The 23,374-nt window shown below is 73.1% G+C and carries 23 protein-coding genes and 1 riboswitch; of the genes, 14 read left to right on the forward strand and 9 right to left on the reverse strand.

Features of this window, described 5'->3' with window-relative positions; all coding sequences use genetic code 11:
- Positions 1–39: 39 nt before the first annotated feature.
- A complete protein-coding gene (locus AB0D46_RS09390) occupies positions 40–1,503 on the reverse strand; it encodes a trehalose-6-phosphate synthase (RefSeq protein WP_362876690.1) in 1,464 nt (487 codons plus the stop codon).
- Between the two features lie 62 nt (positions 1,504–1,565).
- The gene (locus AB0D46_RS09395) at positions 1,566–2,516 is read right to left on the reverse strand and encodes a glucosyl-3-phosphoglycerate synthase (protein WP_362876691.1); all 951 of its coding nucleotides are present in this window, start codon (positions 2,514–2,516) and stop codon (positions 1,566–1,568) included.
- Positions 2,517–2,701: 185 nt separating this feature from the next.
- A riboswitch (SAM riboswitch) is annotated at positions 2,702–2,859 on the forward strand.
- Positions 2,860–2,876: 17 nt separating this feature from the next.
- On the opposite strand from AB0D46_RS09395, the gene thrC reads away from it, so the two are divergent.
- The 4 genes from thrC to groL all read left to right on the forward strand — a co-directional run bounded on the left by thrC (position 2,877) and on the right by groL (position 7,080).
- Positions 2,877–4,166, forward strand: coding sequence for a threonine synthase (gene thrC, locus AB0D46_RS09400; RefSeq protein WP_362876692.1), 1,290 nt, complete (start codon positions 2,877–2,879; stop codon positions 4,164–4,166).
- A 34-nt stretch (positions 4,167–4,200) separates the two neighbouring features.
- Positions 4,201–4,476, forward strand: a complete 276-nt coding sequence (locus AB0D46_RS09405) for a MoaD/ThiS family protein (RefSeq protein WP_281203600.1) — start codon at positions 4,201–4,203, stop codon at positions 4,474–4,476.
- Between the two features lie 420 nt (positions 4,477–4,896).
- Positions 4,897–5,103 (forward strand): cold-shock protein, encoded by a 207-nt coding sequence (locus AB0D46_RS09410; protein WP_008743607.1) that lies wholly within the window; start codon positions 4,897–4,899, stop codon positions 5,101–5,103.
- Positions 5,104–5,457: 354 nt separating this feature from the next.
- The gene (groL, locus tag AB0D46_RS09415; protein WP_281203599.1) at positions 5,458–7,080 is read left to right on the forward strand and encodes a chaperonin GroEL; all 1,623 of its coding nucleotides are present in this window, start codon (positions 5,458–5,460) and stop codon (positions 7,078–7,080) included.
- A 98-nt stretch (positions 7,081–7,178) separates the two neighbouring features.
- Here the strand turns inward: groL and AB0D46_RS09420 are convergent, their stop codons facing one another.
- Complete coding sequence (locus AB0D46_RS09420) at positions 7,179–7,607, reverse strand: GNAT family N-acetyltransferase (RefSeq protein ID WP_362876693.1); 429 nt, start codon at positions 7,605–7,607, stop codon at positions 7,179–7,181.
- Between the two features lie 207 nt (positions 7,608–7,814).
- Here AB0D46_RS09420 and AB0D46_RS09425 point away from each other — a divergent pair, with 207 nt between their 5' ends.
- The 6 genes from AB0D46_RS09425 (at position 7,815) to AB0D46_RS09450 (ending at position 12,314) form a co-directional block, all read left to right on the forward strand.
- Positions 7,815–8,429 (forward strand): phosphoribosylanthranilate isomerase, encoded by a 615-nt coding sequence (locus AB0D46_RS09425; RefSeq protein ID WP_362876694.1) that lies wholly within the window; start codon positions 7,815–7,817, stop codon positions 8,427–8,429.
- 126 nt (positions 8,430–8,555) lie between these two features.
- Complete coding sequence (locus AB0D46_RS09430) at positions 8,556–9,296, forward strand: SDR family oxidoreductase (RefSeq protein ID WP_362876695.1); 741 nt, start codon at positions 8,556–8,558, stop codon at positions 9,294–9,296.
- 243 nt (positions 9,297–9,539) lie between these two features.
- Positions 9,540–10,721, forward strand: a complete 1,182-nt coding sequence (locus AB0D46_RS09435; RefSeq protein ID WP_362876696.1) for a S8 family peptidase — start codon at positions 9,540–9,542, stop codon at positions 10,719–10,721.
- 349 nt (positions 10,722–11,070) lie between these two features.
- Positions 11,071–11,340, forward strand: a complete 270-nt coding sequence (locus AB0D46_RS09440) for a hypothetical protein (protein WP_362876697.1) — start codon at positions 11,071–11,073, stop codon at positions 11,338–11,340.
- 114 nt (positions 11,341–11,454) lie between these two features.
- Entirely contained in the window at positions 11,455–11,910 is a 456-nt protein-coding gene (locus tag AB0D46_RS09445) for a hypothetical protein (protein WP_362876698.1), read from the forward strand.
- A 65-nt stretch (positions 11,911–11,975) separates the two neighbouring features.
- Positions 11,976–12,314 (forward strand): hypothetical protein, encoded by a 339-nt coding sequence (locus AB0D46_RS09450; protein WP_362876699.1) that lies wholly within the window; start codon positions 11,976–11,978, stop codon positions 12,312–12,314.
- Positions 12,315–12,422: 108 nt separating this feature from the next.
- On the opposite strand, the gene AB0D46_RS09455 is transcribed toward AB0D46_RS09450, so the two are convergent.
- The 3 genes from AB0D46_RS09455 to AB0D46_RS09465 are packed head-to-tail and all read right to left on the reverse strand — an operon-like array spanning position 12,423 to position 15,927.
- Positions 12,423–13,898: a PTS transporter subunit EIIC gene (locus AB0D46_RS09455; RefSeq protein ID WP_362876700.1), complete on the reverse strand. Its 1,476-nt coding sequence runs from the start codon at positions 13,896–13,898 to the stop codon at positions 12,423–12,425.
- 35 nt (positions 13,899–13,933) lie between these two features.
- A complete protein-coding gene (gene murQ, locus AB0D46_RS09460) occupies positions 13,934–14,947 on the reverse strand; it encodes an N-acetylmuramic acid 6-phosphate etherase (RefSeq protein WP_362876701.1) in 1,014 nt (337 codons plus the stop codon).
- Positions 14,944–15,927, reverse strand: coding sequence for a MurR/RpiR family transcriptional regulator (locus AB0D46_RS09465; protein ID WP_362876753.1), 984 nt, complete (start codon positions 15,925–15,927; stop codon positions 14,944–14,946). The genes murQ and AB0D46_RS09465 overlap by 4 nt, the downstream gene beginning before the upstream one ends.
- A gap of 174 nt (positions 15,928–16,101) precedes the next feature.
- Between AB0D46_RS09465 and AB0D46_RS09470 the strand changes: the two genes are divergently transcribed.
- On the forward strand, positions 16,102–16,479 hold the full coding sequence (locus AB0D46_RS09470) for a hypothetical protein (RefSeq protein WP_362876702.1): 378 nt from the start codon (positions 16,102–16,104) through the stop codon (positions 16,477–16,479).
- Positions 16,480–16,486: 7 nt separating this feature from the next.
- Positions 16,487–16,753, forward strand: coding sequence for a DUF4031 domain-containing protein (locus AB0D46_RS09475; protein WP_362876703.1), 267 nt, complete (start codon positions 16,487–16,489; stop codon positions 16,751–16,753).
- Between the two features lie 61 nt (positions 16,754–16,814).
- Here AB0D46_RS09475 and AB0D46_RS09480 read toward each other — a convergent pair whose 3' ends face one another.
- Positions 16,815–18,056, reverse strand: a complete 1,242-nt coding sequence (locus AB0D46_RS09480) for a Cmx/CmrA family chloramphenicol efflux MFS transporter (RefSeq protein WP_362876754.1) — start codon at positions 18,054–18,056, stop codon at positions 16,815–16,817.
- Positions 18,057–18,203: 147 nt separating this feature from the next.
- A complete protein-coding gene (locus AB0D46_RS09485; RefSeq protein ID WP_362876704.1) occupies positions 18,204–18,980 on the reverse strand; it encodes a hypothetical protein in 777 nt (258 codons plus the stop codon).
- Positions 18,981–19,130: 150 nt separating this feature from the next.
- On the opposite strand from AB0D46_RS09485, the gene AB0D46_RS09490 reads away from it, so the two are divergent.
- A complete protein-coding gene (locus AB0D46_RS09490; RefSeq protein WP_362876705.1) occupies positions 19,131–19,817 on the forward strand; it encodes a copper homeostasis protein CutC in 687 nt (228 codons plus the stop codon).
- A gap of 869 nt (positions 19,818–20,686) precedes the next feature.
- Here AB0D46_RS09490 and AB0D46_RS09495 read toward each other — a convergent pair.
- A complete protein-coding gene (locus AB0D46_RS09495; protein WP_362876755.1) occupies positions 20,687–22,672 on the reverse strand; it encodes an AAA family ATPase in 1,986 nt (661 codons plus the stop codon).
- Between the two features lie 428 nt (positions 22,673–23,100).
- Between AB0D46_RS09495 and AB0D46_RS09500 the strand changes: the two genes are divergently transcribed.
- On the forward strand, positions 23,101–23,286 hold the full coding sequence (locus AB0D46_RS09500) for a hypothetical protein (RefSeq protein ID WP_362876706.1): 186 nt from the start codon (positions 23,101–23,103) through the stop codon (positions 23,284–23,286).
- Positions 23,287–23,374: the final 88 nt, after the last annotated feature.

Here is a 23,374-nt window from a genome sequence, read left to right on the forward strand (position 1 = left end):
CGCCGTACCGGGATCCGCCCCGGTACGGCGCGCTCCGGGTCAGGCCCCGGGCTCCAAGCGGTCCAGCTGGGCCGTGAACCAGGCCGCCGGGGGCAGTGCCGTGGCCGCCGCCGCCAGCCGCTTCGTACGCTCCGCCCGCTCCGCAGCCGGCATGGACAGCGCCGCGTGCAGGGCCTCGGCCGTCCGCGTCACGTCGTACGGGCTGACCACCAAGGCGTCCTCCCGCAGCTCCTCGTACGCCCCGGCCCCCGTGGACAGGACCAGCGCGACGCCCGCCTCCGACACCACCGGGATCTCCTTGGCCACCAGGTTCATGCCGTCGCGCACCGGGTTGACCAGCGCCACGTCCGCCAGCCGGTAGGCGGCCAGCGACCGCGCGAAGTCGTCCTCGACGGACACCAGCACCGGCTGCCAGTCCTCGGTACCGAACTCGGTGTTGATCTCCGCCGCCAGGTCCCGCACCGCCTGCGTGTACGACCGGTACGCCGCCAGGTCCTGCCGGGACGGGTACGCGGAGGCCAGGTGCACCACCTCGCCCCGCCACTCGGGGTGCGTGGTGAGCAGCTCCCGGTAGGCGAGCAGCCCGCGCAGGATGTTCTTCGACAGCTCGGTGCGGTCCACCCGGACGATCGCCTTGCGGCCCGCGACCTCGGTCCGCAGCGCCGCCAGCTTGTCGTCGACCTCCGGCCGGTGGGCCAGGGCCCGCAGGTCGTCCCCGTCCACGCCCAGCGCGAAAACCGCTACGTCCGTGCGCCGGTGGCGCACCGGCCCCGACGGGCTCTTGTCCACCCAGCGCGCCCCGGACGGCTCGACGCCCGCCGGGGACATCGGTCGGGCGGTGCCCCGCTCGTCGTCCAGGTGGGCGCCTGCCATGAAGCCGTCGGCCCACGCCCAGGTGTGGAAACCGACCACGTCCGCGCCGAGCATGCCCCACACCAGCTCCGAGCGGATGTCGTCGGGGAGCATGCGCAGGTACTCGGACGACGCCCACGGCGTGTGGGTGAAGTGCCCGATCCGCAGGTCCGGTCGCAGCTCGCGCAGCTGACCGGGTACCAGCGCCAGGTGGTAGTCCTGCACCAGCACGCGGGCGCCCGGCGCGGCCTCCTGCGCCAGCGCCTCGGCGAACGCCCGGTTGTAGGCGGTGTACGAGGCCCACTGCCGCCGGAAGGCCGCGTCGAAGACCGGCTCGCGGGGGACGTCGTACAGGTGGTGGTGGGTGAACCAGAGCACCGAGTTGGCGATGCCGTTGTACGCGTCGTCGTACACCGCGGGGTCGATGTCGAGCATCCGCACGCCCGGCTCGGCGACGCCCCGGCGCACCGCCTCCCGGTCGGCGTCGGACAGGGCCGCGCAGATCCACACGGCCTCCGGCTGCCGGGCGAGGGCCGCGGAGAGACCGGAGACGAGACCGCCCCCACCGCGCCGGGCACTGAGGGTGCCGTCCTGATCGAGGGTGTACGAGAGCGGGCCGCGGTTCGCGGCGACGAGTACCTGAGAAGCCATGCGGCCAACCTAGCCAGGCCCGCCCCCGGTCAAACGCCCGTACGCCGAGGGCCCGCGGAGGATTACGCCACGCGACGGCCCGCGTACTCCTCGATGCCCGCCATCGGCGGCCGCTCCTCGGTGTCCACCGGGTGCGTGCGCGGCACGAAACCGGCCGGCCCCCGCTCGAACTGCGTCAGCTCCGGCCGTACGAGGTGCCCGCGCGAGAGCCGCAGCTGCGCCGTGCGGTAGATCGCCGCGGCCATCCGACCGAGCGCCTGCCCGTCCTGGTGGCGGTGCAGCCGGACGCCCACGTCGACCTGGGCCAGCGCGTCCAGTCCGACGGTGTGCAGCGCGTCCACGAGCAGGCCCAGCTCGACCCCGTACCCGACGGGGAACGGCAGCCGCTCCAGCAGCGAGCGGCGTACGGCGTACTCGCCGCCCAGCGGCTGCACGAAGCCGGCCAGCTGCGGCCAGTGCAGGTTCAGCAGCGGCCGGGCGACCAGCTCGGTGACCCGGCCGCCCTGACCGGGGGCGTCGCCCAGTGGGCGGTCGTACATCGCCTTGACGAACTGCACCTGCGGATCGGTCAGCAGCGGACCCACGATCCCGGACACGAACGCGGAGTCGAAGTCCCGCAGGTCGGCGTCGACGAAGCAGACGACCTCGCCGGTCGTCGCCAGCAGCGAGCGCCACAGCACCTCGCCCTTGCCGGGCAGCGCCGGAATGCGGGGGAGGAGCTCGTCACGGTGCACGACCCGGGCGCCGGCGGCGGCGGCGACCTTCGCCGTCCCGTCCGAGGAACCCGAGTCGATCACCACGAGTTCGTCGACGAGCGCGATGGCCGGGCCGTCGATCAGATCGCGCCGGATCACCTCGACGATCCGCCCGACGGTGGCCTCCTCGTCGAGGGCGGGCAGCACCACGCTGACCGTCGTGCCCGTCGCCCGTTTCCGGTCGAGGAGCTGGTCGAGCGGTCGGTCGGCGGCGGACCAGGAGCGGGCGGCCAGCCAGCGCTCCACCTCTTCCAGCACTCTCGGGACTCCCTGCTGCGTCGGTGGTTTGGACCGAAAAGTGATCCATCTCGCGGTTCGGACGGCTGTCTCAACCACCCGGACCTTCGGTTACAGTCTTGAACAACGCGATGGCCCACCGCATGCCGGGGGTCCCGCGCACAAACGCCCGGACACGCCATGGAGCGCGCCGTCCGGTGCCATACCGCTCATCCAGAGGGGCAGAGGGATACGGCCCGTTGAAGCCCCGGCAACCCTCCAGTCGGTTCTCGCGATGCGTCCACGACGCACTCCCGCGAGGTCCCCGACTAGGGAAGGTGCCAATTCCGTCTCATGGCGAAGTGCGCCATGGGGAAGATGAGGAGAAAGGGCCTCGCCATCATGGCTGCACAGACCGTCGCCACCTCTGCCGAGCAGGCGTCCGTTGATCTCGGACCCGCCACCGGCCTTTCCTGCCGCGAGTGCGGAACCCGCTTCGAGCTCGGTCCCATTTTCGCCTGCGTCGAGTGTTTCGGACCGCTGGAAGTCTCCTACGACCTGCCCCTCGGCGACCCCGAGGCCCTGCGCGCCGCCATCGAGGCCGGCCCCGACAACATCTGGCGCTACGCCCCGCTGCTGCCCGTCCCGGCGAACGTGGCCTCCAAGCCGAACCTGAACCCCGGCTTCACCAAGCTGGTCGACGCCGCCAACCTGGCCAAGGAACTGGGCGTCACCGGCAAGCTGTACGTCAAGGACGACTCCGGCAACCCGACGCACTCCTTCAAGGACCGCGTCGTGGCCATCGCCGTCGAGGCCGCCCGCGCCTTCGGCTTCACCACCCTGTCCTGCTCCTCCACCGGCAACCTGGCCGGCGCCGTCGGCGCCGCCGCCGCCCGCGCCGGCTTCCGTTCCTGCGTGTTCATCCCGCACGACCTGGAGCAGGGCAAGGTCGTCATGGCCGGTGTCTACGGTGGCGACCTCGTCGGCATCGAGGGCAACTACGACGACGTCAACCGCTTCTGCTCCGAGCTCATCGGCGACCCGCTGGGCGAGGGCTGGGGCTTCGTCAACGTCAACCTGCGCCCGTACTACGGCGAGGGCTCCAAGACCCTGGCGTACGAGATCTGCGAGCAGCTCGGCTGGCGGCTGCCCGACCAGATCGTCATCCCGATCGCGTCCGGCTCCCAGCTCACGAAGATCGACAAGGGTCTGCAGGAGCTGATCAAGCTCGGCCTCGTCGAGGACAAGCCGTACAAGATCTTCGGCGCCCAGGCCGAGGGCTGCTCCCCGGTGTCCACCGCCTTCAAGGCCGGTCACGACGTGGTCCGCCCGCAGAAGCCGAACACCATCGCCAAGTCCCTCGCGATCGGCAACCCGGCCGACGGCCCGTACGTCCTGGACATCGCGCGGCGCACCGGCGGATACGTCGAGGACGTCAACGACACCCAGGTCGTCGAGGCCATCAAGATCCTCGCGCAGACCGAGGGCATCTTCGCCGAGACCGCGGGCGGCGTCACCGTCGGCGTGACGAAGAAGCTCATCGAGAACGGGCAGCTCGACCCGACGCTGACCACCGTGATCCTGAACACCGGCGACGGCCTCAAGACCCTGGAGGCGGTGGCCGCCGACAGCGGTCAGACCGCCACCATCCGCCCGAGCCTGGAAGCCTTCCGCGCCGCCGGCCTTGCCTGATCCTCCCCACGACACCCGGAAAGGCGGTAGCGCCATGAGCGTCAACGTCCGCATCCCCACCATCCTGCGCACCTACACCGGCGGCGTCGCCGAGGTTCCGGCCGAGGGCGCGACCCTGGCCGAGGTCATCGACTCCCTGGAGAAGAGCCACCCGGGCATCGCCGCGCGCGTCCTGGACGACCAGGGCAAGCTGCGCCGCTTCGTGAACGTCTACGTCAACGACGACGACGTGCGCTTCGAGGGCGGGCTGCAGACGGCGACGCCCGACGGCGCCGGCGTCTCGATCATCCCGGCCGTCGCCGGCGGCTGATCGTTCGCCCGCTCGCCCTCCCCGGGCGGCCGGCGCCGCCGTCGATTTCCGAATTGCCCTCTCCGTCAATAAGTGGAGGGGGCAATTCTGCTTGATTGATAGCGGTAGAGTTGGGGAAGTCCCCTCCGCTGTTCTTGCCCGCCGCATATGAGCGGGGCCGGGGAGGGTTGACATTGAGTCAACATGAGTGCGCGCTATGGGGCTTTGGCGTGGATTGTCAGGCCCGAGTTGCCCGAGAGTATGCCAAATTTTCACTCTATTTCAATGTTTTCGCGTGTCCGGAATTCTCGTCGGATTGACCTGTTGCAGACAGCAGCGGTGCGGATACATTCAGCCCCGGTCGAGGCGTTCCGGCGCAAGTTCTGACCCGGGTTCGCGAAGCGCGGACCTGCGCAAGGGCCAGTAATAGGGGAGTTAGGCATGGCTCAGGGCACCGTCAAGTGGTTCAACGCGGAGAAGGGCTACGGCTTCATCGCGGTCGACGGTGGCGCGGATGTGTTCGTCCACTACAGCGCCATCCAGATGGACGGGTACCGCACCCTTGAAGAGGGTCAGCGGGTCGAGTTCGAAATCTCGCAGGGCCAGAAGGGCCCGCAGGCGGACATGGTCAAGCTCGCTGCCGGCTGAGTCCCGAAGCGCGATCGACCACCGACGCACTCACACACGAGGGGCCCACATCCCGGACACGGGGATGCGGGCCCCTCGTGCGTGTCGGCCCCGGGGCCCTTGCGGCGCCCGGCCCCCGAGCCGCCGGCGGCCCCGGCGCGGGGCGGACATTGCTCGAAGCCGCTTGCACTCGCGGGGGTCGAGTGCTAATCATTGGCGTTAGCACTCTCCAGGTGAGAGTGCTACTAAGACGAGGACCGGGCCGGTGAGGCCCGCAGGGTCCGGCGGGAAGGAACCGCCGAATCCGCAGGCCGTCCGTCGCGGGCGCGGGCGCGGTCCGGAGCAATCCACCCCTGTCCGGGAGGACCACTTCAGATGGCCAAGATCATTGCGTTCAACGAGGAGGCCCGGCGCGGCCTTGAGCGTGGGATGAACCAGCTCGCCGACGCCGTCAAGGTCACCCTTGGCCCCAAGGGTCGCAACGTCGTCCTTGAGAAGAAGTGGGGCGCCCCCACGATCACCAACGATGGTGTCTCCATCGCCAAGGAGATCGAGCTCGAGGACCCGTACGAGAAGATCGGCGCCGAGCTGGTCAAGGAAGTCGCCAAGAAGACGGACGACGTCGCCGGCGACGGTACGACCACCGCCACCGTGCTCGCCCAGGCCCTCGTGCGCGAGGGTCTGCGCAACGTAGCCGCCGGCGCCAACCCGATGGCTCTCAAGCGCGGAATCGAGAAGGCCGTCGAGGCCGTCTCCGCCGCCCTGCTGTCGCAGGCCAAGGATGTCGAGACCAAGGAGCAGATCGCTTCGACGGCCTCCATCTCCGCCGCCGACACCCAGATCGGCGAGCTCATCGCCGAGGCGATGGACAAGGTCGGCAAGGAAGGCGTCATCACGGTCGAGGAGTCGCAGACCTTCGGCCTGGAGCTTGAGCTCACCGAGGGCATGCGCTTCGACAAGGGCTACATCTCGGCGTACTTCGCCACCGACATGGAGCGCATGGAGTCGTCCCTCGACGACCCGTACATCCTGATCGTCAACTCCAAGATCGGCTCGGTCAAGGACCTGCTGCCGCTCCTGGAGAAGGTCATGCAGTCCGGCAAGCCGCTGCTGATCATCGCCGAGGACGTCGAGGGCGAGGCCCTGTCGACCCTGGTCGTCAACAAGATCCGCGGCACCTTCAAGTCCGTCGCCGTCAAGGCCCCGGGCTTCGGCGACCGCCGCAAGGCCATGCTCGGTGACATCGCCATCCTCACGGGCGGCACGGTCATCTCCGAGGAGGTCGGCCTCAAGCTGGAGAACGCCGGTCTCGACCTGCTCGGCCGCGCCCGCAAGGTCGTCATCACCAAGGACGAGACCACCATCGTCGACGGTGCCGGTGACAGCGACCAGGTTCAGGGTCGCGTCAACCAGATCCGCGCCGAGATCGAGAACTCCGACTCGGACTACGACCGTGAGAAGCTCCAGGAGCGCCTCGCGAAGCTGGCCGGCGGCGTGGCCGTCATCAAGGCCGGTGCCGCGACCGAGGTCGAGCTCAAGGAGCGCAAGCACCGCATCGAGGACGCCGTTCGCAACGCGAAGGCGGCCGTCGAAGAGGGCATCGTCGCCGGCGGTGGCGTGGCCCTGCTCCAGGCCTCCTCGGTCTTCGAGAAGCTGGAGCTCACCGGTGACGAGGCGACCGGCGCCAACGCCGTGAAGCTCGCGCTGGAGGCCCCGCTCAAGCAGATCGCCGTCAACGGTGGTCTCGAGGGTGGCGTCGTCGTCGAGAAGGTGCGCAACCTGCAGATCGGTTGGGGCCTGAACGCCGCGACCGGCGAGTACGTCGACATGATCGCCGAGGGCATCATCGACCCGGCGAAGGTCACGCGCTCCGCGCTGCAGAACGCCGCGTCGATCGCCGCGCTGTTCCTCACCACCGAGGCCGTCATCGCCGACAAGCCCGAGAAGGCCGGTGCCCCCGCGGGCGGCGGCATGCCGGGCGGTGACATGGACTTCTGATCGGCCCCTGGCTGATCGGCTGTTCTCGAACGAGGGCGGCACCCCACGGGGGTGCCGCCCTCGGGCGTTCGGGGGGCGTTGCGGGTTCCGAAACCGGGTCAGGTGAGGGGCTTGAGGAGCCAGACGTCCTCGTGGGACGCCGGGAAGCCGGGGACGCGGGCGACCTCGCGGTAGCCGTGGCGGGCGTAGAAGGCCGGGGCCTGGAAGGTGAACGAGGAGACCAGGATGCTCACGCAGCCCCGTCGGCGGGCCTCCTCCTCGGCCGCCAACAGCAGTTCGGCGCCCCGGCCGGAGCCCCGTTGGTCCTCGCGGACCCAGGTCATGCCGATGCCCGCGCGGTCGCCCCAGCTCCAGCCGGAGAGCCCCGCGACCAGCTCACCGTCCGCGTCGGTGATCCGTACGGTGAACTCCGACTGCGCGTGCCCCGCCGTCGCCGCCTGGTTGAAGGCGTCCAGTTCCTTGCTCAGCCGCGCGTCGAGCTCGGCGTCCGCGCCGCCTGTGGTGACGTCCACCCCGTTGTCGTTCATGGGCCCATTCTGGGCGGCCGGGCGGCCCGCGCCGAACGGTTTCCGGAGCGCGGGGCATCAGGAGCCGGTGGTGTCGAGCGGGTGGGCGAAGGGGGGCGGGGCGTGGAGCGGCTCGCCGAAGGAGACCGTGACGCGGGGGTACGGGCCGGCGTGCCCGGTGCTTGGGACGGGTCGCTTTCGGGTGGGGCGGTTTGGTTGGATCGGGGTATGAGCGAACGCAGCGTGCCCTTCGTCAAGATCTGTGGTCTGAAGACCGCCCGCGACGTCGAGGTGGCCGTGGCCGCCGGGGCGGACGCCGTCGGCTTCGTCTTCGCCCCCGGCAGCCCCCGTACGGTCGACGCCGGCGCGGCGCGGGCGCTCGCGGTGGCGGTGCCGGACGGGGTGCTCACCGTAGGGGTGTTCCGGGGGCAGTCGGTGGCGGAGGTGCGCCGGCTCACGCAGGAGAGCGGGGTGCGCGCCGTGCAGCTCCACGGGGACGAGGGCCCGGAGTACTACGAGGACCTGCGCGCCCCCGGCCGGACGCTGGTCCGGGCCACCGCCGAGCACGTGCGCCGGTGCGGGGAGCTGGGGGAGGACCTGTTGCTGCTCGACGCCCCGGACCCGGGCTCCGGCAAGCCCTGGAACTGGGGCTCGGCGGGGTTCGTGGCGCCCGAGGGGCGGTGGCTGCTGGCCGGCGGACTCACCCCCGCCAACGTCGCGGAGGCCCTCGCGGCGACGGGCGCGTGGGGCGTGGACGTCTCCAGCGGGGTCGAGAGCGAGCGCGGGGTCAAGTCCCCGCAGCTGATCCGAGCCTTCGTCGCGGCGGCCCGGGCCGGGAGCTGACCGCCGTTCGCCCGGCTGCGACCCGGCCGGGGCGCGCGCCCCGGCGAAAGATTCCGTAGCGATCGTTATGGATCTTGTGCTACGTTTATTCTGTAGTGATCGCTATTGAATTCAGGGGGATCCGTCATGGAGAAGAACGCGCTGGTCACGGGTGGCAGCAGGGGTATCGGGCGGGCCGTCGCCGAGCGGCTCGCGGCGGACGGCGTGAGCGTCGTGCTGACGTACGCCAGCGATGGGGCGGCGGCCCGGGAGACCGTCGGGAAGATCACCGCGGCGGGCGGTCGGGCCCGCGCGCTGCGCGCGGAGTTCGGGCGCCACGGGGACGCGGCCGCTCTCTGGGAGGCGTACGACGCGCTGGAGCCGGGCGGGGTCGACATCATCGTCAACAACGCGGGCATCGGACTGCCGCTTCCCCTCGGGCAGGTCACCGAGGCGGACTTCGACCGGGTCTTCGCCGTGAACGTCCGCGCGCCGTTCTTCGTCGTGCAGGAGGGCCTCGGCCGGCTGCGCGACGGCGGCCGCGTCATCAACGTCTCCAGTGGCGCCGCGCGCCTCGCGATGCCGGAGATCCTCGCCTACGGGGCCACCAAGGGCGCGCTCGACAACCTGACCCTGAACCTGGCCAAGGAGCTGGGCCCGCGCGGGATCACCGTCAACTCCGTCGCGCCCGGCATCGTCGACACCGACGTCAACGCCGGTTGGCTGCGCGGCAACCCGGAGGCCGAGGCGCACGCCGCCTCCCTCGCGGCGCTCGGCCGGGTGGGCCGGCCGGAGGACATCGCCGACGTCGTCGGCTTCCTCGCCTCGGACGCGGCCCGCTGGGTCACCGGCCGCGTGGTCGACGCCACGGGCGGCGCGGGCCTGTAGCGGCCCCGCCGGGCCGGACCCGGGGGGTCGACCCCGCGACCGGATGCCCGCCCCGGCGACGGTCCCGGCTCGGCGCCGCCGCCCGCCGGCGGCGCGGCCGTACGGGTGGTCTTCGGGTGGCGGTCGGAGGCCGGGCGGGCCGCGCGGGGGCACGGATGGGAGGGAGCCGGCCCCGCGGAGGCACCCGTCGCGGTGGGGACGGCCGACCGTGCCGATCTCCGACCCCGTCAGGGAGTTCCCTTCATGCGCCTGCTCGCCCGCGTGGCCACCGCCGCGCTCCTCGCCGTGACCCCCGTGATGGCCGGTACGGCCTCCGCCGCGGCGCCGGAGCCGACCCCGGCGCCGCTGTTCACCGCCGCCGACGCGGTGCCCGGCCGGTACCTCGTGACCCTGGAGCAGGGGGTGGACGCGGAGCGGGCGGCCCGGGGCCTGGGCCTGGAGCCGTCGTTCCTCTACACCTCGGCGCTGAACGGTTTCGCGGCGGCGCTGACCCCGCTCCAGCTGGCGGCGGTCCGCGACAGCCCGGGTGTGCGCTCGGTGGAGGAGGACGCCGAGGTGCGGTCCGTGCCGCGGCCCTCCGCCGCCCCCGGATCGCGGGCGCCGGCCGGCTCGTGGGGTCTGGACCGGATCGACCAGGAGCGGCTGCCGTTGGACGACGACTACACCGTCCGCGGCACCGGCGCCGGGGTGACCGTCTACGTACTCGACACCGGCATCGAGCGGGGCCACGAGGAGTTCGGCGGCCGGGCCTCGTCCGGCTTCGACGCCGTCGACGACGGCCGCGAGGGGGAGGACTGCCAGGGCCACGGCACGCACGTCGCGGGCACGGTGGCCGGCCGGACGTACGGGGTGGCGAAGGAAGCGGGCCTGGTGAGCGTCCGGGTCCTGCGCTGCGACGGCACCGGCACGTACTCGGGGATCGTCGCCGGGTTGGACTGGGTGGCCCGCAACGCCGTCCGGCCGGCCGTGCTGAACGCCTCGCTGGCCGGGGACCGGTCGGAGACCGTCAACAACGCGGCGACCGCGCTGGCCCACGCGGGCGTCCTGCCCGTCGTCGCCGCCGGCAACGCCACCCGGGACGCCTGCGCGTTCTCGCCCGCCTCCGCCGCGAAGGTGGTGACGGTCGCCGCGTCGGACGAGCGGGACGAGCAGCCCGCCTTCACCAACTCCGGCCCGTGCGTGAGCCTGTACGCGCCCGGCACGGACATCGTCTCGGCCCGGCTGGGCGGCGGGAGCGTGGCCCACGACGGTACGTCGATGGCCGCACCGCACGTCACCGGCGTCGCCGCGCTCTACCTGGCCGAGCACCCCGAGGCGCTGCCGGCGGAGGTCGCGGAGTTCCTCGTCGCCGCGTCCACGAAGGACGTCCTGACCGGCTTCGGCGACGGCAGCCCGAACCGGCTGCTGTTCACCGGCGGCCTCTGAGCGGTCTCCGAGCGGGCGGGGGAGGGCGGACGAGCGGGGGAGAGCAGGGGGGAGCCGGGGAGGGCGGGCCGGCGTCCGGGAGTAAGAGGTGCCCGTACAGGTGCCCCCACCGGTCCCCCGTACACGTGAACTTCGCGGGGCCGTGCCGACGTCGGGCGCACGCACGTCGCGGACAGGGTCGGCGGCACGACGTACGGGGTGGCGCGCTAGGCGACCCTGGTCAGCGTCCGCGTGCTGGGCTGCGACAACCGCGACGCCTGTCAGGTCTCGCCCGCTCCGCCGCCCGCGTGGTGACGGTCGGCGCGACGAACCGCTTCGACGAGGAGACCGACTTCTCCAACTGGGGCCCGTGCCTCGACCTCTACGCCCCGACGAACGGCCGGGCGGGCGGCTGCTGGACGCGGTCGCGGAGTTGTGCGCGGAGATCCGTACCGGGCACGGGTTGCTGATGACCGGGCTCGGCATCGACGAGCTGTGGGAGTGGTCCGAGGACGGGACGGACGGCTGGGGCGCCGAGATCGTCGGGCAGTTGTTGCCGATGGCCGTCGAGCGGGGCCCGAAGCTCGGCTACGGGGTGCCCGACCTGGCCGGCTTCCGGAAGGAGGCCACCGGAGTCTGACCAGCCGCTTCCGGGGAGCTCGGACCCGTGGACCCCCGCCCCGCGCGGGGCCTCGCGCGTAACGGACCCGTCACAGAGGGCGCACGAGGCTCCCCGGGCCGCCACGATGGCCCGATGCGCACCCACCACATCCCCCTCACCCTGACCGTCGCCGCCGCCGGGCTCCTCGTGCTCACCGGCTGCGCCGAGGTCACCCCGGCCGAGTCGAAGCCGGCGGCGTTACCGTCCACCGCGAAGCCGTCGGTGGCGCCCTCGTCCGCGACGCCCGACCCGGACGCCCTCCGGGCGGCCGTCGGCCTGCCGCCGGCGCCCAAGGGCGCGGCCCGACAGGCCTACTTCGACGGCCTCAACGCGATCGATCGGGACATCGTCCACGGCAAGGAGGACAAGGCGATCAGCCGTGGCATCGACACCTGCTCCGCCATCAAGAGCCACCCGGGGAACCGGGCAAAGCAGGTCGAGCAGACCGAGCGGCGGTGGAACAGCCCCACCCACCCCGAGGGCCACGGTGCCGCCAAGGCCGCGAAGATCCTCGACGTGGCGCACAAGAACATCTGTCCGAGCTTCTGACCCGGGCGGGCCGGTAGGGTCGGTGCGGGCGATCGACGATCGGTCGGTACGGGAGGTGGCGGGGGATGTCCGAGCCGGTGACGCAGTCGGAGTCGGAGCGGGAGCGGGACGGCGCCGAGGCGCACGCCGCCCCCGAGCGGGAGGTCTCCTACGGTGACTCCGTGCCGGGCACGGTGGTTCTCCTGGCCGCCAACCTGCTGCTGCGCTTCCTCGGGGAGCACGCCTGGGCGTACTGGATCGCGGCGGTGATCGGCGTCCTGGGGGTCGCGGTCGCCGCGTTCGGGATCGCGTCGGCCGTCCGCAGCCTGCGGCGGGGTCGGCGGGTGCTGCTCGCGCTCGCCGTCATCGCCCTGCTGCTCGGCGCGTGCGTGGTCCTCGTAGCCCGGCTCGTCGAACACTTCTGAGCCCCGCCGGGCCCAGCGGCGCCCGGCACCCGGCACGTGACGGGGGTGGGGGGCGGGTACGCGTCGTGCGTACCCGCCCCCCACCGCCGTTCCTGTCCCGGCGGGCGCTCAGGCCAGGGCGGGTTCCTTCTCCGGGCCGGTCGCGGAGGTCGGGGCGGGCGGGTTCGGGTCGGTGTTGAGTTCGGTCAGCATCCGCTTCGTGAAGCCGAAGAAGTACGTGGCGAGGAAGCCGGCCAGGTAGCCGACGGCCAGGCCGCCCGCGTAGACGGCGAGGGTGGCGCCCATGCCCGCCTTGCCGTCGAGCAGCGGGAACAGGGCCCAGCCCGACGGGCCGATCGCGGTGGAGCCGACGCCGACGCCGAGCTGGTTGAAGAGTCCGACGAACGCCCCGCCGGCCGCGCCGCCCGCGCAGGCGGTGATGAAGGGGCGGCCCAGCGGCAGGGAGACGCCGTAGATCAGCGGTTCGCCGACGCCCAGGAAGCCGGCGGGCAGCGCGGACTTGATGGTGGCGCGCAGCGAGCCGTTGCGGGGGAGCCGCAGGTGGACGGCGATGGCCGCGCCGACCTGGCCCGCGCCGGCCATGGCGAGGATGGGCAGCAGGACCGTGTGGCCGGACTGTTCGATCAAGGTGGTGTGGATCGGGATGAGGGCTTGGTGGAGGCCCAGCATGACGAGTGGGAGGAACAGTCCGCCGAGGACGAGTCCGGCGAAGGCGCCGCCGGTGGCGAGCAGCCAGTTGGCGAAGGTGCCGATGGCGGTGGAGACCTCACCGGCGATGAACATCAGGCCGAAGAGGGTGACGAGGCCGGAGACGAGCACGGTGAGGGTGGGGGTGACGAGGACGTCGAGCGCCTCGGGGACCCACTTGCGGCACCACTTCTCGACCTGGACGGCGAGCAGGGCCGCGGCGAGCGCGCCGAGGACGCCGCCCTGGCCGGGGGACAGCTGCTGTCCGAACGCGTCGATCTTCGCGACGCCGGGGAAGACGATGATCGCGGCGACCGCGCCGCCGAGGATCGCCGTGCCGCCGAATTCCTTCGCGGTGTTGTAGCCGACGAACACGGCGATCAGGGACATGAACCCGGAGGCCATCGCGGCGAGCGCCGGGACGAGCGCGGGCAGCCAGCCCAGGTTGGTGAGCATGCCGTTGAGTCCGGCGATGATGCCGCAGCCGATGAGCGCGGGGATCAGCGGGACGAAGATGTTCGCGATGCGCCGCAGGAACAGCTTGAAGGGGGTGGAGTTCTTCGCCTTCCGGGCGTCCTTGAGGGCCGCTCCCTGCGCCGCGAGTTCCTCGGCGGTGACCGCCTTCGGCGCCGCCGAGCGCCCTTCCTCGACGAGGGCCTCGAACTCGGGCGTGACGCGGGCGACGGTGCCCGGGCCGAGGACGATCTGGTACGTGTCGTCCTCGACGACGCCCATGACCGCGGGGACCGCCTTGAGGGCCTCCTCCTGCACGAGGGTGCGGTCGCGCAGGCCGATCCGCAGGCGGGTCATGCAGTGCGCGATGGAGGTGATGTTGTCCGGACCGCCGACCAGAGGAAGGATCGCGGCGGCTGTGGCGCGGTTCTTGTCAGTGGACATGGTGGTGTCGCCTTGCGTAGGGGGGTGCGGGCGGGTCAGCGGGAGCCGGGGGCGGCGGGGGCATCGGTCGGGGCACCGGTGGCGGCTCCGGTCGGGGCTCCCGTCGGTGCTCCGGTCGGGGCTCCGGTCGGCGCTTCGGCGAGGGCGGCGCGGAGGTGGCCGTCGGAGGCGGTGAGCAGGCGGGCCGCGGTGGGGCCGTCGACGCCGCCGAGGATGACGAGGATGGCGTCCTTCACCTCGCCGCCGGTGGCGGTGAGCGCGGCCTCGATCTCCGTGTCGGGGGCGCCGGTGGCGAGGGCGACGATGCGGCGGGAGCGGGCGCGCAGCTTCTCGTTGGAGGCGCGGACGTCGACCATGAGGTTCCCGTACGTCTTGCCGAGCCGGATCATCGTCACCGTCGAGATGAGGTTCAGTACGAGCTTCTGCGCGGTGCCCGCCTTCAGCCGGGTCGAGCCGGTCAGCAGCTCGGGGCCGACGACGACCTCGATGCCGTGCTCGGCCGCGGCGGCCAGCGCGGAACCGGCGTTGCAGGACAGCCCGACGGTGAGCGCGCCACGGGCGCGGGCGGCCTCGACGGCGCCGATCGCGTACGGGGTGCGGCCGGAGGCGGAGATGCCGATGACGGTGTCGTCGGGGCCGATGCCCAGCGCGGCGAGGTCCTCGGCGGCCAGTTCCGCGGAGTCCTCCGCGCCCTCGACGGCCTTGACCATGGCGGAGGGGCCGCCCGCGATGAGGCCGACGACCCGCGCCGGGTCGGTGTTGAAGGTGGGCGGGCACTCGCTGGCGTCCAGCACGCCCATCCGGCCGGCGGTGCCGGCGCCCGCGTAGACGAGCCGGCCGCCGCGGGCCATGCGTACGGCGATCCCGTCGACGGCGGCGGCGATCGTCTCCAGTTGCCCCGCGACGGCGGCCGGGACGGTGGCGTCCTCGGCGTTCATGAGGCGGGTGATCTCCAGGGTGGACAGCCGGTCGATCTCCGCCAGCTCGGGGCGGAACGCCTCGGTGGTGAGCGTGTCGAGCTGGGCGCGGAGGGCGGCGTACGCGGTCATGGGCGGGGCTCCTGGCGGGTCGTACGCTTGCTGGTGGGGGCGGTGGCGGAGTGCCGGGGGGCGAGGGCCTCGTAGGAGGAGGCCAGGGCCGGCGCGGCGGTCTCGTACGTCCGCTGCGCGACGCCGACGAACAGGCAGTCGACGACGAGCAGCTGGCTGGTCCGGCTCGACATGGCGGCCGGGCGCAGCTGGGTCTCGCGGGCGGCGGAGGTGGCCAGGACGAAGTCGGCCCAGTGGGCGACGGGGCTGCCCGGGCGGCCGGTGACGGCGATGGTCGTCGCGCCGCGCTCGAAGGCGTGCCGCAGCGGCTCGATGACGTCGCCGGTGCTGCCGGAGTGGGTGACGGCGACCGCGACGTCCCCGGGGCGCAGCAGGACGGCGTTGGTGACGGCGAGGTGCGGGTCGTTGTGGGCGTGCGCGATCAGTCCGATGCGCAGCAGCTTCTGCGCCAGGTCCTGGCCGACGAGCCCGGAGGCGCCGACTCCGTAGATGTCGACGCGGCGGGCGCCGGCGAGGGCGCCGACGGCGCCGGACAGCTGGGTCAGGTCGAGTCCGGCGGCGGTGTCGGCGAGGGTCTGCGCCTCCTCGTGCGCCAGCTTGGCGACGACATCGGCGAGCGGGTCGTCGACGGCTATGTCGACGGTCACGGCGGGGGCCGCGCCCGACTCCTGCTGCGCGGCGAGCGCGGCGAGGGCGAGGCGCAGGTCGCGGTAGCCGGGGTAGCCGAGGAGGCGGGCGGTGCGGACGACGGTGGCCTCGCTGGTGCCGGTGTGCTCGGCGAGGGCGGAGACGGTGAGCTGGGCGCAGCCGGCGGGATCGGAGGCCACGGCTTCGGCGACGGCCTGCACGGAGCGGGTCATCGACGGCCCGAGGCTGCGCACGCGGGCCCGGAGGGCGGCGGGGGCGGGGGCCGGAGCCGGTACGGGGGCGGTTCCGTTGCCGGTTCCGGTGGCGGTTCCGGTGGGCGCGCCCGGTTTCACGTCGGCCGCGTGACCCGCGTCGCTGAAAGTTTCTTTCGCGTTCTTGCTCACGTCTGAAATCTATTTTCGGGCGGGGCGGTCGGTCAAGGCGCCATGGGGCCGTGTCCCGCGAGACCTTCGGCCCCGGGAAAAGGGACCTTCGCCGCCGGGGGTGCACGGGTCCACAATGAGCCCATGGACACCCCGACCCCCCTGGAGCAGGCGCTGCACGTCGCCCGCGCACTCGTTCTCGCCGATCTCGCCGCAGCCGAGGTCGCCGACGCCGACGTCGTCTCCCTCGTCGAGGACTCGGTCACGCACCGCCGGTGGTGGGTGGAGCAGTGGCCGGAGGGCGTCGATTACCTCGCCGGACTCGTCGCGCAGGACGTGAAGGACGCCCTGCTGGAGAAGTACGGACGCTGGCCGCTGTGCCCCGTCTGCGGACACGGCGACCCGCACGCCCTGGACGTGGATCCGGAGCTGGGACCCGACCCGCACTGGGTGTGCTCGGAGGCCGGAGTACGGGTGTCGGCGGTGGGCGGCCTCGGCCCCGTCCTGCACCCGGGCCGGTGAGCCGCCCGTGACGGTGTACATCGACCCGCCGGTCTGGCCCGGGCACGGCCGCATGTGGTCGCACCTGGTCAGCGACGTCTCGTACGAGGAACTGCACGCCTTCGCGGCGTCCATCGGCTGCCCGGCCCGCGCCTTCGAACGGGACCACTACGACGTGCCCTCGCACCGCTACGCCGACGCGGTCGGGGCGGGCGCGGTGGAGATCGGCAGCAAGGAACTGGTCCGCCGCCTCACGGACGCCGGCCTGCGCCGCCCGAAGGGCCGGCCGTACTGAGGGTCGGACCGAGGGTCGTACGGTGCGTCGTGCCGGGCGGCGGGCCCGGTCGGGTGCGGGATCAGCCGCGGACGGCGCCGGCGGTCTCGGTGGGCGCCGGGCTGGTGGCGGGGCGGGAGCCGCCGACCACGCGGGTGCCGTGTGCGCCGTGCGGCGGGGTGCGGCGGTGCAGGCGCAGGGAGATCAGGGTCAGGCCGATCGCGGTGAGCGTCATGGCCGCGCCCGCCCAGGCGGTCGCGGCGAAGCCGAGGCCGGCGTCGATGACGGTGCCGCCGAGCCACGGTCCGCCCGTGTTGCCCAGGTTGAACGCGGCGGTGGTGGTGGCGCCGGCCAGGGTGGGGGCGGCGCCGGCGACGTTGAACATGCGGGCGTTGAGCGCGGGCGCGGTGAAGAACGCCGAGACGCCCATCAGGAACGACAGCGCCACGGCCGCGACCTGCACGGAGGCCAGCAGGGCCAGCGCCGTCAGGAACACCGTCGAGGCGGTGATGCCCCAGATCAGCACCCCGAAGAGGTGCGCGTCGGCGACCCGCCCGCCGATGGTCGTGCCGATCAGCGCGCCCACGCCGAACAGGCCGAGGATCCACGGGACCCACTTCGAATCCAGCCCGGCCACGTCCGTGAGCAGCGGCGACAGGTAGCTGAAGGCGCAGAAGATGCCGCCGGCGGCCAGCGCCGTCACGCCGATCGACAGCCACACCTGACGGTCGCGGTAGATGCGCAGCTCACGGCCGAGGCGGGGCTTCTCGGCGGGCAGCGGGATCCGTGGGATCAGCGCGAGGATGCCGACCAGGGCGACCGCGGAGGCCGCGCCGACCGACCAGAACGCGGAGCGCCAGCCCAGGTGCTCCCCGAGGAAGGCGCCGGCGGGGACGCCGAGGACGTTGGCGATGGACAGTCCGCCGATCATGACGGCCATCGCGCGGGCCCGCTGGTCCTTGTCGACCATGGCGATGGCGACGGCCGCGCCGACGGCCCAGAACCCGGCGCAGGCGAGCGCCGACACCACGCGGGAGGCGAAGAGCAGCCCGTACGAGGGGGCCAGCGCGCCCGCCACCTGCCCGAGGCCGAACAGGATGATCAGCGCGATCAGGGTGGTGCGGCGCGGCAACCGCAGGGTGGCCACGGCCAGCAGCGGGGCGCCGACGACCATGCCGATCGCGAAGGCGGATATGAGCAGGCCCGCCTGCGGGATCGTGACGCCCATGTCCTCGGCGATCGGCGGCAGGAGCCCCGAGAGCATGAACTCGCTGGTGCCGAGCGCGAAGACGGACAGGCCGAGGACGTACACGGCCACGGGCATGCGGGTGCGCGGGGCGCGGGCGGTGGGGGTGGTGGGGGCGGTGGCGTCGGGGGACGACGCCGCGGGGACGGGCGCTGATGAGGCTGCGGGCATGACATACACAAACCAGGTCGTAGCGGGGCGCATTCCCGTATGACGGTGTGTATGTCAGGTCAGGGTCGCCAGTTCGCGGGTCAGGTTGGCGCGGGCGGGGGCCTCCCAGTGGCCGGCGCCGTACGGGGTGCGGAAGAGGCGGGGCAGGCTCAGGAGCTGCCGCAGCACGGCGGCGCGTCCTGCGCGGAAGGCGTCCTCCGGGACGAAGTCGTACTCGGCGCGGACGGCGGCGGCGTAGGCGTCGTACGCGGCCGGGGCGCCGGCGAGGACGCCGAGGTCGGCGTCGCAGAGGACCTCGCCGTTGGTGTCGCCGGGGGCCGGGTCGTGGGTGACGGTGAGCCGGACCAGGCGGGCCGTCTCGGCGGTCCGGGCGGCGTCTACGCCGAGCTCGGGGAGGGCGCGCTCGGCGAGGGCAGCGCTGCGCTCCTCGTTCTCGGAGCGGTCGGGGCGGTAGACGGCGTCGTGGAACCAGGCCGCGAGCTCGACGGCGGCGGGGTCGGTGGGGTCGGTGGCGGCGTCGGTGGGGGGCGTCGCCGGGTCGGCGTCGGTGAGTACGTCGATCCGGGCCAGGACGTCGGCCAGGTGGGTGGTGGTGTGGTAGCGGCGCTGCGGTTCGGCCCAGGCGGCGAGGAGGCGGTCGGCGTAGGGGGCGGGGTCGATGGTGGGGTCCGCGCCGGCGGCGGTGAGGGTCGCCTGCCAGCGGGCGCGGAGGTCGGCGTCGCGGGTGGTGGTCTCGGGGGCGGTGGTGTCGGGGGCGGCGGCGCAGGCCGTGGGGGGCGGGGAGGCGGTGGTGCCGCTCGTGGTGTCGGCGTGCTCGGGGTCTGTGTTCATGCGCACATTGTGGGGGTGGCGTGATTGTGCTGGTGGAGCGAGGGTGGGGCCCCGTACCCTGCATATTGGACTAGACCTATTTTCCATATCGGTCCGGCCCGGGCCATACGCGCAGTTTTCCGATTTCCGAATTCCGAAGGATGGGACGACATGAACAACCGTGCGCTCCTGGAGGTGATCGCCCTCGACCTGGAGGACGCGGTCGCCGCCCAGGCCGGTGGGGCGGACCGACTCGAAATGGTCGCCGACATCGCCGCCGACGGGCTCTCCCCGTCGCGCGAGACGTTCGCGGCGATCAGGGCGGCGGTCGACATCCCGCTGCGCGTGATGCTCCGCAGGGCGGACGGGTTCGCCGCCGGGGACCTGGCCGGTCTGGTGGAGACGGCGCGGGGGCTGCGGGCGGAGGGGGCGGACGAGTTCGTGCTCGGGTTCCTGGACGCGGAGGGCGGGCCGGACCTGGGCGCCGTCGAGGCCGTGGTGGCGGAGCTCGGCGGGTGCCGGTGGACGTTCCACCGGGCGATCGACCGGGCACCGGATCGGGACCAGCTGCGGAAGGCGCTCGCGGAGCTGCCCGGTCTGGACACGTACCTCACCGCGGGGTCGGCGGCCGGGGTCGACGAGGGGCTGCCGGTGCTGCTCGCGGAGGCGGCGCGGGCGGGTGAGCCGGGGTACGGGGCGCGGATCCTGGTCGGCGGCGGGCTGGCGCTGCGGCACCTGCCGGAGCTTCGGGCGGCGGGCATCGACGCCTTCCACATCGGCGGCGCGGCTCGGCCTGCGGGCTGGGACGGGCCGGTCTCGGCGGCGGCGGTGGCGGAGTGGCGCTTGGCGCTGGGGTAGGGGGGCGGGGCCGGGTGGGGCCGGTGGGGCGGGGCCGGGTGGGGCGGCGGCTGCGGGTGGGTCGGGGCCGGGGCCGGGGTGGGGTGTCGTCCGGGGCGGGCATGATTTATGGCGCCCTGTCCGCAGCTTCGTTTGCCGGGCGGCACCGCGCGCCAACAAATCACGTTTGAGCCCCGGACGACACCCCACCCCGTCCCCGTCCCCGACCTGCGGCACCCGTCCCCGTCCCCGTTCCCGGCCTGCGGCATCCGTCCCCGTTCCCGTTCTCGGCCTGTGGCACTCCGTCCTCGTCCCCGGCGTGCGGCACCCGTCCGCACCCCGTTCCCGGCCTGCGGCACCCGAGCCCGTCCCCGACCTGCGGCACCGCGTCCCCGACTCGCGGCACATCACATCGTCCCGTCCTGTTCCGCTGGCCCCCTGCCTGTCCTGCCCGCCCGGCTTGCTATGCCGGCCCTGCGGGGCCGTCGGCGCTGAGGTTCATACGGCTTCGCTGACGGATGCCGATCCGGTTCGTCGGGGTTAGCGATCCAGCCTCGCGGCGTTTGATGCGCGGGGTCCGGGGCGGAGCCCCGGGGGTTGGGCCCGCTCTGCTGGAGCTGACGGGGCCCGATCGTCCAGCCTCGCCGGCGTTTGAGGCGCGGGGTTCGGGGCGGAGCCCCGGGGGTTCGGGGTGAGCCTCGCCGGCGTTGAGGCGGGAACGGGGGAAGGACGGGGAGGGGAGCGGCCCCGCGCAGCGGGCAACGGGTGTGCCGGGGTGGGGCGGTGGCCCCGCGCAGCGGGGAACGGATGTGCCGGGTTGGGGGAGGTGGCCCCGCCACGCAGCGGGGAACGGGGGTGCCGGGGCGGGGTGGTGGTCCCGTGCAGCGGGGTCAGGAGGGGGGCGGGGACAGGGCCTCGGGGAGGGGGGTCGCGTGGAGGGTCGTGAGGCCCGAGACGGCTCGGGTGAGGCAGACGTACAGGCGGCGCAGGCCGGTGCGTTCGTCCGGCTCACCGCTCACGATCGCGGCGGGCTCGTCCAGGACGACGTAGTCGTACTCCAGGCCCTTCGCCAGCGACGCCGGCACCAGTGTCAGCCGCGATTCGGCCGTGGTCTCCTCGCCGGGCGACAGGTACGGCAGGCCCGCCTCCAGGAGGGCCCGTCCGAGGTCCGGGATGCGCGCGTCGGCCGCGATCAGGCCGATCGAGCCCTCGTGCGCGAGCGAGTCCCGGCAGGCGTCGATCACGGCCGGGGTGAGGTCGGCCGTCTCCGTGACCGTCAGGGAGCCCGGCGTCTCGCGGACCGAGGAGACCGGGGCCAGCCCGGGGGAGATCGCCGGGAGCAGCCGGGAGGCGTACGCGATGACCTCGCGCGGCACGCGGAAGCCCGCCGTGAGTTCCTCCAGGACCGCTTCCGGCTTGCCCAGGTGTGTGAGGGCCTCGTCCCAACTGCGCGTGGCCCAGGGTGTGGTGCCCTGCGCGAGGTCGCCGAGGACCGTCGCCGAGCCGGTCGTGCAGCGTCGGCCCACGGCCCGGTACTGCATAGGGGACAGGTCCTGCGCCTCGTCGAGGACGACGTGACCGAGGGAGTGCGTACGTTCCACCAGGTCGGCGGCCTCGTCGATGAGGACGAGGTCCGCCGGCGACCACTTCGCCGACTTCACGCTGCGGTACGGCTTGGGCCACAGGAGGAGCTTCTGCTCGTCGGCGGTGAGGACGCCCTCGGCGTGGACCGCCAGGAAGTCCTGGTCGGAGAGCAGGCGCAGCACCAGCTTGGCCGGTTCCACGGGCGGCCAGATCTCCTTGACGGCCGCCTTCACGGCGGCGTTGCGGGCCACCGCGTCCTGCACGCGGTCGTCCGGCGCCTCGCCGGCCTGCTCCATGCGGACGAGGATCTGGTGGGAGATCCGTTGCGGCAGCGCCTCGCGGGCCGCGCCGTAGCGGATGTCGCGCTGCTGGAGCTCCTCGACGATCTCCGCCAGCTCGTACGCCGGCACCCGCCAGCGGCGCGATCCGCGCACCACCATCAGGGGTTCGGTGGGCGCGGTCACGTGCGAGCGGACGGCGGCGCGCAGCACGCGGGCCATGCGGGCGTCGCCCTTGACGACGGCCGTCGCGGCCTCGTCGGCGCCGCGCACCTCCAGGCCGGGGCGGGCGACCAGGTCGTCGACGGTGGCCTGCTTGACCTCCAGCTCGCCCAGGGCCGGCAGGACCTGTTCGATGTAGTGGAGGAAGGAACGGTTCGGCCCGATGACGAGGGTGCCGGTGCGGGCGAGCCGGTCCCGGTGCGCGTACAGCAGGTACGCGACGCGGTGCAGGCCGACGGCCGTCTTCCCGGTGCCGGGACCCCCTTGTACGCAGACGGATCCGGACAGTCCGGAACGGACGATTTCGTCCTGCTCCGGTTGGATCGTGGCGACGATGTCGCGCATGGGGCCGACGCGGGGGCGCTCGATCTCCTGCTGGAGGAGCTTGCTGACGGCGGCCGCCTCGGCCGGGTCGGAGAGGTGCTCGTCCTCGTACGCGGTCAGTTCGCCGCCGGTGTAGCCGAAGCGGCGGCGCAGGGCCACGTCCTGCGGGTCGGTCTTGGAGGCGCGGTAGAACGGCTGGGAGACGGGGGCGCGCCAGTCGATGACCATCGGGTCGCCGTCGGAGTCGTGGACGTGGCGGCGGCCGATGTAGAACTGCTCGCCCTCCGCGCCCTCGGCCAGTTCGGCGCCCGGGGCGTGCAGGTAGTCGAGGCGGCCGAAGAAGAGCGGGGTGTGGGAGAGGTCGGCGAGGGCCTTGATCCGGTCGTCGATCTGGGCCTGGAGGACGACGGCGTTGACCCAGTTCGCGGTGACGTCGCGGATGTCGAGGGCCTCGACGTCCTCGCGCATCGCGCGGAGGGCGGAACGGGAGGCGGCCAGGTGGGACCGCTCGCGGGCGAGCGGGTCGGTGGATTCGGGGGCGTGCGCGGGCACGGGACTGCCTCCAGCTGCTGGTAAGGAACTGATGCCCGCCGGTTTCCGAGCGGCGGACGGCTCTCCCCGATGCGCGGCGGGAGGCGGCAAGAGCGGAGATTCTAGTCAGGGTGCGGGCGCCGCGCGAACGGATTGTGGGGGTGGGGACCGGGGAGGGGCCGGGGCTCCGAACGGGTGGATGGCCGGTGTTCGGCGGGAGCACGGTGTGGGTGTCGTACCGGGGAGTGTCAGACCTGGGAGGGGGCCCCTAGGGGGTGGGGTGGGTCGTGAGGAGGACCGCGGGGGCGCGAATGTTCCCTCCGCAGAGCGATGTGGTGGAGGGCGGGAAAACGGACCATGGATACATGAGCACCGCAACTTTCACCCCGATCCAGGGCGGCCGCCCGAGCGGCGCCACCGCCACCTCCGACCACCGTTCCCGCTACCGCGTGGGTGACGTCCTGCGCGCCGCGAAAGTCTTCGCTGCGACCGCCGTGAGCGTCGTCGTCCTGGGCGAATACGCCGAGGACGCGGGCGTCATACGCCGCTGACCCTGGCGGCGCGAGCAGCGCGGGCACACGGGTTGGCGTCCGCCGTGGCGCGGGCGTGAGGGGCGCTGCCGCGCGGGCGCGGGTGCGG

The sequence above is a fragment of the Streptomyces sp. NPDC048383 genome, from assembly GCF_040651775.1.
Taxonomy (GTDB): domain Bacteria; phylum Actinomycetota; class Actinomycetes; order Streptomycetales; family Streptomycetaceae; genus Streptomyces.

Coding starts and splice junctions, on each gene's coding strand:
- AB0D46_RS09390 (WP_362876690.1), bottom strand. CDS start 1,503: ATGGCTTCTCAGGTACTCGTCGCCGCGAACCGCGGCCCGCTCTCGTAC.
- thrC (WP_362876692.1), top strand. CDS start 2,877: ATGGCTGCACAGACCGTCGCCACCTCTGCCGAGCAGGCGTCCGTTGAT.
- AB0D46_RS09405 (WP_281203600.1), top strand. CDS start 4,201: ATGAGCGTCAACGTCCGCATCCCCACCATCCTGCGCACCTACACCGGC.
- AB0D46_RS09410 (WP_008743607.1), top strand. CDS start 4,897: ATGGCTCAGGGCACCGTCAAGTGGTTCAACGCGGAGAAGGGCTACGGC.
- groL (WP_281203599.1), top strand. CDS start 5,458: ATGGCCAAGATCATTGCGTTCAACGAGGAGGCCCGGCGCGGCCTTGAG.
- AB0D46_RS09420 (WP_362876693.1), bottom strand. CDS start 7,607: ATGAACGACAACGGGGTGGACGTCACCACAGGCGGCGCGGACGCCGAG.
- AB0D46_RS09425 (WP_362876694.1), top strand. CDS start 7,815: ATGAGCGAACGCAGCGTGCCCTTCGTCAAGATCTGTGGTCTGAAGACC.
- AB0D46_RS09430 (WP_362876695.1), top strand. CDS start 8,556: ATGGAGAAGAACGCGCTGGTCACGGGTGGCAGCAGGGGTATCGGGCGG.
- AB0D46_RS09435 (WP_362876696.1), top strand. CDS start 9,540: ATGCGCCTGCTCGCCCGCGTGGCCACCGCCGCGCTCCTCGCCGTGACC.
- AB0D46_RS09445 (WP_362876698.1), top strand. CDS start 11,455: ATGCGCACCCACCACATCCCCCTCACCCTGACCGTCGCCGCCGCCGGG.
- AB0D46_RS09450 (WP_362876699.1), top strand. CDS start 11,976: ATGTCCGAGCCGGTGACGCAGTCGGAGTCGGAGCGGGAGCGGGACGGC.
- AB0D46_RS09455 (WP_362876700.1), bottom strand. CDS start 13,898: ATGTCCACTGACAAGAACCGCGCCACAGCCGCCGCGATCCTTCCTCTG.
- murQ (WP_362876701.1), bottom strand. CDS start 14,947: ATGACCGCGTACGCCGCCCTCCGCGCCCAGCTCGACACGCTCACCACC.
- AB0D46_RS09470 (WP_362876702.1), top strand. CDS start 16,102: ATGGACACCCCGACCCCCCTGGAGCAGGCGCTGCACGTCGCCCGCGCA.
- AB0D46_RS09480 (WP_362876754.1), bottom strand. CDS start 18,056: ATGCCCGTGGCCGTGTACGTCCTCGGCCTGTCCGTCTTCGCGCTCGGC.
- AB0D46_RS09485 (WP_362876704.1), bottom strand. CDS start 18,980: ATGAACACAGACCCCGAGCACGCCGACACCACGAGCGGCACCACCGCC.
- AB0D46_RS09490 (WP_362876705.1), top strand. CDS start 19,131: ATGAACAACCGTGCGCTCCTGGAGGTGATCGCCCTCGACCTGGAGGAC.
- AB0D46_RS09495 (WP_362876755.1), bottom strand. CDS start 22,672: ATGCGCGAGGACGTCGAGGCCCTCGACATCCGCGACGTCACCGCGAAC.
- AB0D46_RS09500 (WP_362876706.1), top strand. CDS start 23,101: ATGAGCACCGCAACTTTCACCCCGATCCAGGGCGGCCGCCCGAGCGGC.